The 12,954-nt window shown below is 67.9% G+C and carries 12 protein-coding genes and 1 pseudogene; 2 read left to right on the top strand and 11 right to left on the bottom strand.

The window, feature by feature from the left end; genetic code table 11:
• Positions 1 to 29 precede the first annotated feature (29 nt).
• Positions 30 to 2,912: an ATP-binding cassette domain-containing protein gene (locus tag B9D87_RS27870; RefSeq protein WP_040630844.1), complete on the top strand. Its 2,883-nt coding sequence runs from the start codon at positions 30 to 32 to the stop codon at positions 2,910 to 2,912.
• Positions 2,913 to 2,921: 9 nt separating this feature from the next.
• Here B9D87_RS27870 and eno read toward each other — a convergent pair whose 3' ends face one another.
• On the bottom strand, positions 2,922 to 4,205 hold the full coding sequence (gene eno / locus B9D87_RS26220) for a phosphopyruvate hydratase (protein ID WP_040630847.1): 1,284 nt from the start codon (positions 4,203 to 4,205) through the stop codon (positions 2,922 to 2,924).
• Positions 4,206 to 4,370: 165 nt separating this feature from the next.
• On the opposite strand from eno, the gene B9D87_RS26215 reads away from it, so the two are divergent.
• Entirely contained in the window at positions 4,371 to 4,562 is a 192-nt protein-coding gene (locus tag B9D87_RS26215) for a ferredoxin (protein ID WP_007772708.1), read from the top strand.
• A 21-nt stretch (positions 4,563 to 4,583) separates the two neighbouring features.
• Here B9D87_RS26215 and B9D87_RS26210 read toward each other — a convergent pair whose 3' ends face one another.
• The 10 genes and pseudogenes from B9D87_RS26210 to B9D87_RS26165 form a co-directional block, all read right to left on the bottom strand.
• A complete protein-coding gene (locus B9D87_RS26210; RefSeq protein ID WP_007772709.1) occupies positions 4,584 to 5,135 on the bottom strand; it encodes a carboxymuconolactone decarboxylase family protein in 552 nt (183 codons plus the stop codon).
• A complete protein-coding gene (locus B9D87_RS26205; RefSeq protein WP_007772710.1) occupies positions 5,135 to 5,980 on the bottom strand; it encodes a TauD/TfdA dioxygenase family protein in 846 nt (281 codons plus the stop codon). Before B9D87_RS26205 ends, B9D87_RS26210 begins: the two co-directional genes overlap by 1 nt.
• 14 nt (positions 5,981 to 5,994) lie before the next feature.
• Positions 5,995 to 6,333: a hypothetical protein gene (locus B9D87_RS26200; protein WP_040630850.1), complete on the bottom strand. Its 339-nt coding sequence runs from the start codon at positions 6,331 to 6,333 to the stop codon at positions 5,995 to 5,997.
• On the bottom strand, positions 6,330 to 7,592 hold the full coding sequence (locus B9D87_RS26195; protein ID WP_007772712.1) for an aromatic ring-hydroxylating oxygenase subunit alpha: 1,263 nt from the start codon (positions 7,590 to 7,592) through the stop codon (positions 6,330 to 6,332). Before B9D87_RS26195 ends, B9D87_RS26200 begins: the two co-directional genes overlap by 4 nt.
• Before the next feature lie 13 nt (positions 7,593 to 7,605).
• The gene (locus tag B9D87_RS26190) at positions 7,606 to 8,349 is read right to left on the bottom strand and encodes an SDR family NAD(P)-dependent oxidoreductase (RefSeq protein ID WP_007772713.1); all 744 of its coding nucleotides are present in this window, start codon (positions 8,347 to 8,349) and stop codon (positions 7,606 to 7,608) included.
• Between the two features lie 22 nt (positions 8,350 to 8,371).
• Complete coding sequence (locus tag B9D87_RS26185) at positions 8,372 to 9,466, bottom strand: ferredoxin--NADP reductase (protein WP_007772714.1); 1,095 nt, start codon at positions 9,464 to 9,466, stop codon at positions 8,372 to 8,374.
• 93 nt (positions 9,467 to 9,559) lie between these two features.
• Positions 9,560 to 10,012: a MarR family winged helix-turn-helix transcriptional regulator gene (locus B9D87_RS26180; protein WP_007772715.1), complete on the bottom strand. Its 453-nt coding sequence runs from the start codon at positions 10,010 to 10,012 to the stop codon at positions 9,560 to 9,562.
• An 11-nt stretch (positions 10,013 to 10,023) separates the two neighbouring features.
• Positions 10,024 to 11,269: pseudogene (locus B9D87_RS26175) on the bottom strand (metal-dependent hydrolase family protein).
• Complete coding sequence (locus tag B9D87_RS26170) at positions 11,266 to 11,601, bottom strand: hypothetical protein (RefSeq protein ID WP_007772718.1); 336 nt, start codon at positions 11,599 to 11,601, stop codon at positions 11,266 to 11,268. The pseudogene B9D87_RS26175 and the gene B9D87_RS26170 overlap by 4 nt, the downstream one beginning before the upstream one ends.
• Positions 11,598 to 12,866 (bottom strand): aromatic ring-hydroxylating oxygenase subunit alpha, encoded by a 1,269-nt coding sequence (locus B9D87_RS26165; protein WP_007772721.1) that lies wholly within the window; start codon positions 12,864 to 12,866, stop codon positions 11,598 to 11,600. The genes B9D87_RS26170 and B9D87_RS26165 overlap by 4 nt, the downstream gene beginning before the upstream one ends.
• Between the last annotated feature and the right edge of the window lie 88 nt (positions 12,867 to 12,954).

Raw genomic sequence — 12,954 nt, 5'->3', positions numbered from 1 at the left:
GCACCGGCGAGCGCGGGCATAATCGTGTCGTGAAGGCACCCGGCGTTGCAACGCCGAAAACGCGTGCCGGATCGCTGCGACCCGGCGAACTGGCGCAAGCGTCGGTGATGGGCGCCCTGTGCGCGGCGATCGCCATCATCGCGGTCGTCCTTCCGCACGGCGGGGGGCTGGGCCTGCTCGGCAGCGTGCCCACCGGGCTGTTGGCCTATCGCTACCGGATCCGCGTCCTGATCACCGCGACGGTCGCCGCCGGTGTGATCGGCTTCCTGGTCGTCGGCCTGAGCGGCTTGGGTGCGATCGGGCTCTGCGCCTACGTCGGGGGCCTGGCCGGCACCGTCAAGCGCCACCACCGCGGCACGCCCACCGTCGTCGTGGTGTCCTCCGGCGCGGGCGTCGTCGTCGGCGCCGGGATGGTCGTCGCGCTGACCGTCCTGACCCGGTTCCGGCAGCTCGCCTTCCACGCCGCCAGCGCCGCCGTCAACGGCGCCTCGACGGTGGTGTCGCGGGTGCCGCAACTGCGTCCGCCCGCGCAACAGTTCAAGGCGTTCTTCGCCGAGGCCCTGCAGTACTGGCAATGGCTGGTCCTCGGATACGCCGTGTTCGCCACCGTCGGGGCCTCGCTGGTCGGCTGGTGGGCGCTGTCCCGGGTGCTGGAGCGACTCCGCGGAATTCCCGACGTGCACAAGCTGGACACGCCCGCCGGTGATGGACCGATCCGGCCCGTCCCGGTGCGACTGGACCAGGTGCGCCTGCGCTACCCGCACGCCGAGCACGACGCGCTGCACGCGGTCGACCTGGACGTGCGAACGGGTGAGCACATCGCGGTCACCGGCGCCAACGGCTCCGGGAAGACGACGCTGATGTTGATCCTGGCGGGCCGCGAACCGACGTCGGGCACCGTCGACCGTCCCGGGGCGGTCGGGCTCGGCGAGCCCGGGGGCACCGCGGTCATCATGCAGCACCCGGAGAGCCAGGTGCTGGGCACCCGGGTCGCCGACGACGTGGTCTGGGGACTGCCGCCCGGCAAGAGCACCGACATCGAGCGGCTACTCGGCGAGGTCGGCCTTGCCGCACTCGCCGACCGCGATACCGGCAGCCTGTCCGGCGGAGAGCTGCAGCGCCTGGCCGTGGCCGCGGCGCTGGCGCGCGAGCCGGCGTTGCTGATCGCCGACGAGGTCACCAGCATGGTCGATCGGCAGGGCCGGGAGAAACTGCTGGCCGTGCTGTCCGGCCTGACCGAACGCCACGACACAGCGCTGGTGCACATCACCCATTACAACGACGAGGCCGAATACGCCGACCGCGCAATCAAACTCGGCGACGCGTCGCTCGACATCGACCTGGTGCGAAGCGCGACCGCCCCGGCGCCGACGGTGACCACCGGTCTGGACGCCGGCGCCCCGGTGCTCGAACTCGTCCACGTCGGACACGAATACGCCGGCGGCACGCCGTGGGCCCAGACCGCGCTGCGCGATGTCAGCTTCACCGTGCACCAGGGCGACGGGCTGCTGATCCACGGCGGAAACGGTTCCGGCAAATCGACGCTGGCGTGGATCATGGCCGGATTGACCGCGCCGGCCAGCGGTGCCTGCCTGCTCGACGGGCGCCCGACCGCCGATCAAGTGGGCGTCGTCGCGCTGCAGTTCCAGGCGGCACGGTTGCAGTTGATGCGCAGCCGGGTCGATCTGGAAGTGGCCTCGGCGGCCGGGTTTTCACCCGCCGATCACGACCGGGTGACCGCGGCGCTTGCCGCCGTGGGCCTGGATGCCGGGCTGGCGCGGCGCCGCATCGACCAGCTCAGCGGCGGCCAGATGCGTCGCGTCGTGCTCGCCGGGCTGCTGGCGCGATCGCCGCGGGTGTTGATCCTCGACGAGCCGCTGGCGGGGCTGGATGCCGCCAGTCAGCGCGGCCTCGTCCAGTTGCTCACCGAGCGGCGCCGCGATACCGGCCTGACCGTGGTGGTCATTTCGCATGACTTCGCCGGGCTTGAGGAGCTCTGTCCGCGCACCCTGCACCTGCACGACGGTTCTCTGCGGCCGGTACCGGCTGAGGCCCAGGACAATACGGTGGCCATCGCCGCTGCGGCCAAGCGGTCGTCCGGCCGCCGGCGCCCCGTCGTGCTGTTGCGGCCGGTGCCGGGCAGCTCGCCCATCCACGAGCTGTGGGCCGGCACCAAACTGCTTGTGGCGTTTGGTATCTCGTTGCTGTTGACGTTTTTCCCGGGCTGGGTCGCGATTGGGCTCACCGGCGCGCTGGCGGTGACGGGAATCCGGCTCGCGCGCATCCCCCGGGGGGTGCTGCCGTCGGTGCCGCGCTGGCTGTGGGTCGTGCTGGTCATCGTCGGCGTCAACGCGGCCTTCGCCGGCGGGAGCCCGAGGGTCCAGCTGGGCACGGTGTCACTGGGCTTCGGAGGCCTGCTGGACTTTTTGCGCCTTACCGCGCTGTCGGTGGTGTTGCTCGCCTTGGGCGCGCTGGTGTCGTGGACCACCAACGTCGCCCAGATCGCCCCGGCGGTCGCCACGTTGGGCCGCTTCCTGCGGCCGCTGCGGATCCCCGTCGACGACTGGTCGGTCGCGTTGGCGCTGGCGCTGCGCACCTTCCCGATGCTCATCGACGAATTCCGGGTGCTGTTCGCCGCGCGCCGGCTGCGGCCCAAGCGGGCGCCGCAGAGTCGCTGGGCGCGGCTGCGCCGACCGGCGGCGGACGTGATCGACGTGGTCGTCGCGGTCATCACGGTGACGCTGCGCCGCGCCGACGAGATGGGCGATGCCATCACCGCCCGCGGTGGCACCGGCCAGATCTCCGCGGCCCCGTCGCGGCCGAAACCTGCTGACTGGCTGGCACTTTCGATCGTGCTGGCGGTGTGCGGGACGGCCGTGGCGGCCGAGCTCACGTTGTTCGCCGCCAGATGACCCGAGCGCTCAGAACCGCGCCAGCGCCGCGACGTCGGCCAGCGCACAGTCCGGGATGCCTTCGGCCGCGCGCAGCAGAAAGTTGAGCTTCGCGATGCGCTCGCCCGAACGCGGTGCGCCGTTCTTCTGAAACGGTGCCCCCAGCCCCACCGCCAGGTCCATCACCACGTCGTCGATGACCCCGCCGGAGCGGCCGGACGGGATCGCCAAAACATCGTTCTGCGTGGCGTATTCGAAGCAGTCCAGGGCTTCGGCGATGGTTCCGACCTGGTTGGGCTTCAGGATGAAACCGTCCACGGCGGACGTCTCGACGGCCCGCTGCAAGCGGGCGCGGTTGGTGACGATCAGGTCGTCGCCGAGAATGATGGAACGGTGCACCGCCTGCACCGCTTTGGCGAACCCGGCCCAGTCGTCCCCGTCCAGCAGGTCTTCGATGAACAGCATCGGGAACTCCTGCGAGAGCGCCCGGGCGTAGTCGATCAACGCCTCCGCCGTCACCCGTTCGCCGTTGAACGCGTATGTCGCGGAGTCGGTGTCGTAGACCTCGCTGGACGCGCAGTCCAGCGCGAACGCCATGATGTCGGCGCAGCCGGCGCGCTCGACGGCCTCGGCCAGCACCTCCAGGACCACGCGCGGGTCGCCGGACGGCGCGACGTATCCATACGAGGACGCCAGCATCGGCGCGCGGCCGAGCCGTTCGGTGAGCACCTCGCCGAGCGTCTCGAACAGGCTCACCCCTTTTTCGACCGCGGCTTCGATCGAGTCCGCGCGATAGGGCACGACGAGGAACTCGCTGAACGTCTGGTAGACATCGCCGTAGTGGCCACCGTTGATCATGTTGAAGCTGGGCACCGGGACGGTCGCCGGTGGCTCGAGCCCGAGCAGCGCGCCGAGGTAGGTGTAGGTGGGCGTGCCGGCCGCGGCGGCGGCCGCCCGCAGCAGCGCGATCGAGGTGGAGTAGATCGCGTTGCCGCCGAGCCGGCGCTTGTCCGGGGTGCCGTCGAGGTCGATCATGACCCGGTCCAGGGAGCGCGGATCGTCGAGTTCGGCGCCGATGAGGGCCGGGGCGATTTCGTCGGCCACCGCGGCGATGGCGCGGTGCACGCCGAGCCCGTTGTAGTGGGTGCGGTCGCCGTCGCGCAGCACGAACGCCTCATGCGAACCCACCGAGCTGCCGGTCGGCGAGGCTCCGCGGCCGACAACGCCGGTGTCCGTGGTGATTTCGACCTCGAGCAGGGGCCGTGCTTTGCAGTCCAGCAGCTGGCGCGCGATGACGGATGCGATCTTCATCATCGACCTCCCGGGCCCAGACTCCCAGCGTAGGACCGCGCCACTGAGAGGTCACTGAGAAGTCGCCACGCGTCGTTTCCCGCCCGGCCGCGCTAGGCTAGCGTTTACACAAGTAGTACTGTAAAAACTCCGAGTGACGGACAGAGGCGTCGGCGAAGGAGGATCTTCATGCGGCCGGTAGTGAACCTCGATCGGTGTGAAGGCAACGCCTACTGCGTGAACATCGCGCCGGATGTTTTCCGGCTCGACGATGACGACTACGCGGTGGTCATCGCCGATCCGGTCCCCGCCGAACAGGAGGCGCTGGTCGAGCGGGCCATCGCCGAGTGCCCGCGCGCCGCCTTGTCCCGCGAGGACTAGCCCGCACCGCGAGCAGCGCGTCTACCCCTGCTCTTCCTCGATGCCGAACGTATTGACGGCCAGCGCCAGCAAGAGGTAGCCGCCGATGGTGAACGTCAGATCCATGCATTGCTGCTCCGTGAACAACTCGCCCAGCAGGTCCCAGGTCGCCTGGCCGATCGTGCTGTCAGCGATGAGATCGTCGACGGCCCGCACCACGGCCTGATCGGTCTCATCGGCGCAGCGCCCCGAGCGGATGTCGTCGACCTCGGATTCGGTCAGGCCGGCGCGCAGAGCGATCGGAATGTGGTGGGACCACAGGTATCCGCAATTTGCGCGGTGCACCACGCGCAGCAACGCGACTTCGCGCACCCGGGGCGTCAAAGTCGATCGGGTGAGCAGGTAGGCGTTGAACGGTAGGTAGGCCGCGGTCAGGTCGGGATGGCGGACCATCGTCGACAAAACATTGCCCGCGCCAACGGGATTCGCTCGCTCGGCCGGGATCAGCGACGCCAGGGCCGCCCGGGTGCGCTCGTCCCACTCGCCGGCGGGCAACGGTGGCAGGCGCAGCGGATGCTGGTCGGCTGCGGTCATCACTGGATCGGTTCGTCGCCGAGCACGGTGGTGCGCAGCATTTCGCGCTGCGAATCCGGATCGTACGGGGCGGCGCGGTGCAGCACCCCACGGTTGTCCCAGATGACGGTGTCGCCGATCGACCAGTTGTGGCTGTAGACCTTGTCGGGCACCGTCGCTCGGTCGAGCAGGCTGTCGAGCAGGGCGCGTCCCTCATCGAGATCCATGCCGACGACGTAGTCCGCGGAGGCGCCCAGCACCAGCGACTTTCGGCCGCTGCGGTGCGTCCACACCAGGGGGTGCTCGTGGGTGCGGCGAGATCGCCAGCGCTGCACCAGTTCTGGCGACGGGTCGGGGTAGACGCGGCGCTGGGACGCCTCCAGCGAGTGCACCACCCGCAGGGTGCCGAACCGCTGTTTCTCCTCGTCGCTCAGGGCGTCATAGGCCGCGTACGAGCTGGCGAATTCGGTTTCGCCGCCCCATTCGGCGACCTGTACCGCCGACAACACGGTGGCCTTCTGCGGGCATTCGTCGCCCAACGGTGTGCAGCCGTCGATGTGCCAGTCGAAGGTGGCCTTGAGATAGGCGGCCGAGGCGTTCTTCGACTTGTCCAGCGTGATCGGGTAGATGCCGGGCACCGGGTGGTGACCATCGGAGGAGTGGTCGATCTCGCCGAGGCGACGGCAGAAGCCGACCTGGGCCGCCGGGTCGAGCCGCAGGCCGCGAAAGACCAGGACCCCGTTGTCTTCCAACGCATCCAGCACCGCTTCGCCGACCGAGTCGTCGGTTGCCAGCGCGGCCGGCTCAAGGCCCGCTACTTCGGCACCGACGGAGTCGGTGAGCTTGGTGATGGTGAGCAGACTCATGGTCGCTCCTTTCCTCAGGGCACTGGTCCGCCGGTGCGGATCATGACCGCGTCGGCGGCGTCCACCGGGGCTGGTTGGTGCATGATCTCCACCGCCATGGCGACCATGATCAGCGAATAAATCAGGTGCAGCAGGTTCAGTGCGTCGTCGGGCACGTTGTCGAGGGGGAACTTGTCGCAGTAGTCGATCGCCTCCTCGAGGCGGGGGAAGAACGCGTCATAGAAGTCGCGCAGCTCCGGCATCGACGCTTTCACCCGCGCGTTCCAGCGCTCGGTTTCCGTTGCCAGACACCAGGTTTCGGCGTATTCCTCCAGCTCGGCGAACGCGCTGGGCAGCATCGGAGGCATCGTCACACCCCCACCGAATCCCGCTCGCGGCGATAGGCGTCGACCCAGTCCACGGCGACCTTGTGCAGGTGGCGCACCAGGATCTCCTGGTCGTTGAGGGGGAACTCGTCGACGATGCCGTATTCCAGCGCCGCCTGCGTCCCGCCGAGCATCCCGGCGTCTTGCAGCGCGAACTCTTTGAGCACCACCGAGGCGACTTCGTGCTCGACGCGCTCGCGCACGGTGCGCGCGGGATGGAAGTAAGTGTAGGCCTCGAACCGGTGGGTGTTGTGCGAGGTGGGCCAGTACCGATACAGCAGATACCAGCCGCCGTAGATCAGGATCTCGGTGTTGGGGAAGATCTGGAAATTGCTGATGCCCCAGGGCTCGATGCCGCCCGGGTTGAGGCCGGCCGGCAGTTCCCCGATATCGGGGGTGCGCCACGGTCCCACCAGCCCGCTGCGGGTGGCCCGCTCGATCGGGTACATGTATTCCGGCGGCAGCAGCCAGCGGCGCCGCCCGGCCGTGGACACCAACCGGTGCGGGCCGTCGAGTTGGAAGTGCCCGCAGGTGAATCCGGCGTTGGGGTCGCGAACCTCGGCGGGCACCTGCTGTGAGTGCAGCGAGGGCACGTGGTAGTACTCCTGGAAGGCGTCGGCGAAGATCTTCCAGTTGCTGTTGTTGTGGGCCACCCACTCGTAGCGTTCGGTCAGCTTGCCGAACGGATAGTCGTCGAGGCCGGTGATCATCGGACCGAGGAACTCACGCAGGCTCTGGCGCGGTTCGGTGTCGAGGTTGATGAAGACGAAGCCGTTCCACACGTCGCAGCGCACCGGACGCAGCCCGTACTTCGAGAGGTCGAGGTCGAAGAACTCCGACTCCTGTTGGACGAATTTCAGCGCACCCTGCAGGTCGTAGCGCCAGCCGTGGTACTTGCAGGTGAACTGCCGACACGTCCCGCGGGTCTCCTCGCCGGGAAAGTCGTTCCACACCAGCTTGTTTCCGCGGTGACGGCAGACGTTGTAGAACGCGCGGATCTGCTCGTCCCTGCCCTTGACCAGGATCACCGAGACGCCGGCGACCTCGATCTCCTTGGTCAGGTAGCTGCCGACGCGCGGCAATTCCTCGACGCGAGCGACGTTGAGCCACGCGCGTTTGAAAATCGCCTCGCGCTCGAGTTCGTAGAACTCCCGCGACGTCGAGTCTTTGAAAGACACGGGCCCGGTGCCCAATTCGGGATAGTGCTCGGTCCAGGAGCCCTCCGGCGGCCTGCCTGCTCTGGTCATCGAATCCTCACAATCACATCACCGCTCCGCCGTTGACGCCCAACACCTGGCCGGTGATGTACCTAGCTTCCTCCGAACACAAAAACCCGACGGCCGCGGCGATGTCGGCCCCGGTGCCGAGGTAGCCCAACGGGATGTTGCTCGCGATCTGCTCGTTGGACGGCAGGTACCCGGCGGCCTGGCCCTGGTGCTGCATCGGGGTCTCGATGCCCGAGGGCGGAATGTTGTTCACCGTGATCCCGTGCGGCGCGTATTCGCGGGCCAGCGACTTGGTCAGGGTGATGACCCCACCCTTGGACGCCGCGTAGTGGGCGGCGAACGGCGAGCCGCGCTGCGCGCTCGACGACGAGATCATCACGATCCTCCCCCAATTCGCCTCCACCATGTCCGGCAGCGCGACCTGGCAGCAGTGAAAGGTGCCGGTGAGGTTGACGTCGATGATCCGCGACCAGGTTTCGGCGCTGATCTCCAGGAAAGGCGAGAAGTCGAACATGCCGGCGCTGGTCACCAGGACCGTCACGGGGCCCAGCTCGCTGCGCACCTTCGCGAACGCCTGCTCCACGGCCGACCGGTCGGTGACGTCGGCGCCCACCCCGAGCGCGGTCACGCCGCCCGCGCGCAGGTCGTCGGTGACACGTTGTGCCGCACGCTCATTGACATCGAGCACCGCGACCTGGAGTCCGCGCCGGCCCAATTCATGGCACGTCGCCTCGCCCATCCCCGATGCGCCGCCGGTCACCACCGCCACCCTGCTCATCGACTCCGCTCCGCCTTCTCGCTCATTCGTAGACCACCCGCACCGTGGGACTGGTGGGCAGGGCCTGACACGTCAGCACCCAACCCTCCTCCACCTCGTCCGGTTCGAGCGCGTCGTTGTTGATCATCCGGGCGCTGCCCTGCGTCAGGCGCGCCATACACGTTCCGCACGAACCGATCTCACACGACGACGGGGCCCGCAGGCCGGCCATCCGGGCCGTCTGCAGCAACGTGTTGCCCGGATCGTAAGACGCCGTCGTCGTGACCCCGTCCAGCACGATGGTGACCTCATCGGTGGCCACGTCGGTGTCCGGCGGCGCCGCGGCGGCGATGTCGTTCACGTCGAAGTGCTCCACGTGCAGGCGATCGGCCGGCACGCCCAACGCGGACAGGGCGGTTCGCACGGTCTCCATGAATTCGTTGGGCCCGCAGAGGTAAACGTCGGCGTCACCGGCCTCGCGGGCGAACGCCTCGATGTCCGCCGGGGTGACGAAGCCGCTGTTGTCGTCGAGATGGTGGTGCACGACGAACCGATCGGCGTGCCGCGCGGTGAGCGAGGCCAGCTCCTCGTCGAAGATCACCGCGGCACGGCTTCGGTTGGCGTAGAACAGTCGCGCGGTGCGCTTGCCGGCGGCCAGCGCGGTGCGCAGCAGCGAAAAGACCGGGGTGATGCCGCTTCCGCCGGCGAAGGCGATCAGCTCTCGATCGCTGTCGTGCAGCACGAAGCGGCCCTGCGGTGGCAGGGCGGGCAACTGGTCGCCGGGCGCGGCCCTGTCGTTGAGCCAGTTCGACACCAGGCCGTCGCGGTCGCGCTTGACGGTGATCCGCAGGTCCTCGCCCAGAGCGGGTGACGACGACATCGAGTAGCACCGCCGGTACTCGTTGCCGTCGACGCTGACCAGCAGCGTCAGAAACTGCCCGGCTTGGTAGCCGAACTGTTCCACGCTGGCCGGCGGGACATCGAGAACGATGGACACGGCGTCGCGGGTCTCCGGGATCACGCGTTTGATCCGCAGTGGCACAAAGCCATCCGGCAGGGCGGCGACGTCGAGTCCGCCCGAAGCCGCCTCGGCCACCGTCGCCGATCCGACGTCGGAAGTCACGTGGTTTTCACCCATCCCGGCCAGAGTATCAACTACTTGTGATTAGTCTCAAGTACTAGATACAGGTGCCGCACGCCGATGCCCGAGGTCGCCCCGCCCCGGGCGGTGTCAGCCGTCGACGTGGTCGTCGAACAGCTCATGGCCAGTGCCCTTTTCGACCACACGGCCCAGCAATTCCCGCAGGGTCCGTTGCTCTTGCTCGTTCAGTACGCCGAACACCTCCTGGTGTGCGGCGATCGCGTCGTTGACCACCGTCTCGGCGACCTTGCGGCCCTCCCCGGTCAGGTAGGCCCGCAGGATGCGGGCGTGCTGGGGATCCTGCTTCCTTTCCACCAGGCCGCGCCGTTGCAGTGCGGTGAGCGCGAGCTGGACGCCCTGCGGGCTGATCAGCAGGCGCCGCGCCAATTCGGCGCCGGACAAACCGGGTTCGTTGGCCAATTGGCGCAGCACCCCGATCTGCGCGGTGCTCACACCGTGTTCGCGCATCGCCTCGTTGATGGTGGTCAGCGAGTAGTAGAAGGCCTGCTTGAGCAGCCACAGGATGTTGTCGGTGAGTTCCATGCCCGCCTCCATTACGCCGCGGGGGTTTTGTAGATCTGTCCGTTCTTCATGACGAAGCGGACGTCGAGGGTGGCGGCGATGTCGTCGAAAGGGTCTCCGGGAACGGCGATGATGTCGGCCAGATAGCCGGGCGCCAGCCTGCCCAACTCGTCGTCCGCCTCGATCAACTCGGCGGCCACCACGGTGGCCGCACGGATCGCTTGCGCCGGTGTCATGCCCCGTTCCACCAGCGCGCCGAGCTCCTTGGCGTTTTGTCCGTGCGGGATCGCCGGCGCGTCGGTGCCGCACGCGATGCGCACGCCGGCGTCAATCGCCTTGGGCAGCATCGACTTTGCCCGGGGAAACACCTCGAGCGCTTTCTTGCGCAGCTCCGGTGCGATGCGGTCGATGGCCATGGCGTCGGTCAGATACGTGGTCGAGACCAGGAACGTGCCGTGGTCGACCATCATCTGGATCGTCTCGTCGCTGGCCAGGAAGCCGTGCTCGATGCAGTCGATGCCCGCGCGAATGCACGCCTGGATGGCGCTGTCCCCCACGGCGTGTGCGGCCACCCGCACCCCGGCCCGGTGGGCCTCGTCGGCGATCGCGGCGAACTCGGCGTCGGAGTACTGCTGCGCACCGGGCGCGGTGCTGTGCGACATCACCCCGCCCGAGGCGGAGACCTTGATCAGCTTGGCGCCGTGCCGGATCTGGTAACGCACGCAGGCGATCACGTCGGGCACGCCGTTGGCGATGCCCTCGGCCACCGACAGCGGCATGATCCCGGGGGCCAATCGCTGGAACACCGTGGGGTCCAGATGCCCGCCGTAGGGAGTGACGGCGTGACCGGCGGGATAGACGCGTGGCCCGACGTGCCAGCCCTGGTCGATGGCGCGCTGCAGCGCGACGTCGAGCAGGTATCCCCCGGTCTTGACCATCAGCCCGAGATTGCGCACCGTGGTGAAACCCGCCTCGAGCGTGGTGCGCGCGTTGACCGCTCCCCGCAGCGTGCGGTAGGCGGGTCGTCCTGCACGCCGTGCATGGGCGCCGGCAGGCCCTCGGGCCGCCGGGGCCGCCGATGAGCAGGTTGAGTTCCATGTCCATCAGGCCCGGGAGCAGCGTGACGTCGCCGAGCTCGATGATGGTCGACGAATCCGGTAGCGGCTCTTGGGAATTGATCGCGGTGATGCGTTCGCCGTCGATCACCACTTCAGCCGGGGTGTGGATCTGGCCGGTCGCGACGTCGGCCCATCGGGCCGCCCGCAACACGGTGGTCATGGAACGGGCTCGGACACGCAGTCCAGCGTCGACGCCCCGGAATCGGGGACGCGGGGCTGCTTCCAGCACTCCACCGGGAACGACACCATGATCATGGAATACAGCAGGTGCATCAGATTCTGGACGTCGTCGGGCAAGTCGTCGAGAGAGAACTTGTCGCAGAACGCCAGCGCCTCTTCGGCACGCGGGGTGATCGCGTCGTAGAAGGCCTTCATCTGCGTCATGGAGCTGGCCAGCCTCTTGGCGTAGCGTTCCGGCTCGCTGGGCAGGCACCACTCGGCGAACCGTTCGAGGTCGGCGAACTCGGCGGGCAGCTTCGGCATCGCGTTCACACTCCTGCCGTGGAAGTCCGGCGATAGTCATCGATCCAGGCCGCGGTCTCCTTGTGCAGGTGACGGATCAGGACCTCCTGGTCGCAGAGCAAGAACTCGTCGATCACCTGGGATTCGAGCATCGTCTGCGTCGCCTCCAGGGTGTTGGCGTCCTGCAACCCGTACTCCTTGAACGACACCGCCGCGAGCTCCTGGGCCACCCGCTCGCGCGGGGTGCGCGGCGCCGGGAAGTACAGCGTGCCTTCGAAAAGGTGGCTGTTATGCGAGGTCGGCCAGTAGTGGTAGGTCAGGTACCAACCCTGGCCCCAGAACAGGATGACGAAGTTGGGGAACAGCTGGAACGAATCCAGGCCCCACGGATCGCATTTCGCGGGATTGAGGCCGGCGGGCATCGGCCCCAGATCCGGCTTGTCCCAGGGGCCGAACAGCCCGCTCTGGCAGATGTCCTCGATCGGCTTTCGCATCTCGTCGGCCATTTCCCAGGCCCGCACCCCGGAGGTGCTGACCAGCCGGTGCGGCCCGTCCAGCCGGTAGTGCGGGGCTTCAAATCCCGCCTCGGCGGCCGCCTTTGAGTACGCGGTCGGCGACTGGTTCGCGTGCAGCACGGGCGCGTGATAGAACTCCTGGAAGGCGTCCATGTAGAGCTTCCAGTTCGCCTTGACCTCCGAGCGGTAGTACCACCGGGATGTCATCTTGTCGAACGGGTAGCCCTCCAGTTCGGTGATCATGGGCCCCAGGAACTCTCGCAGCGACTGTTCGGGCTTCTTGGCGAAGTTGACGAAGATGAAGCCCTCCCACACATCGCAGTGCACGGGCACCAGTCCGTAGCGGCTCTTGTCGAGGTCGAAGAACTCCTCCTCCTGCTGCACAAAGGTGAGGTTGCCATCCAGGTCGTAGCGCCAGGCGTGGTATTTGCAGGTGAACTGCCGGCACACGCCGCGCGTCTCCTCCTGCGGCATGTCGTTCCACACCAGCTTGTTGCCGCGGTGGCGGCACACGTTGTGGTAGGCCTTGATGTCACCGGATGTCGTGCGCACCAAGATGATCGAGGTGTTGACGACCTTCAGCTCGCGGGTGAGGTAACTGCCCTTGCGCGGAAGTTGTTCGACGCGACCGACATTGAGCCAGGCCCGCTTGAAGATGGCCTCGCGTTCCAGTTCATAGGTCTCGGGGTTGACGGAGTCCTGGTACGACACCGGGCCGGTACCCAATTCGGGGTAGTGCTCGGTCCAGCTGCCCTCCGGCGGTTTGGGGAATCGAGCCATCATCGCTCCTCACACAGTCCAACGTGGCGAAACCCTGCGTGCCCAGCCGCTCACTTCTGCACTGCCGACGCGAAACAACCGACCTGCG

This window comes from Mycobacterium colombiense CECT 3035 (assembly GCF_002105755.1).
Classification (GTDB): Bacteria; Actinomycetota; Actinomycetes; order Mycobacteriales; family Mycobacteriaceae; genus Mycobacterium; species Mycobacterium colombiense.
The sequence above is the reverse complement of the archived record's forward strand: the minus strand, read 5'-3'. Positions and strand labels throughout refer to the sequence as shown.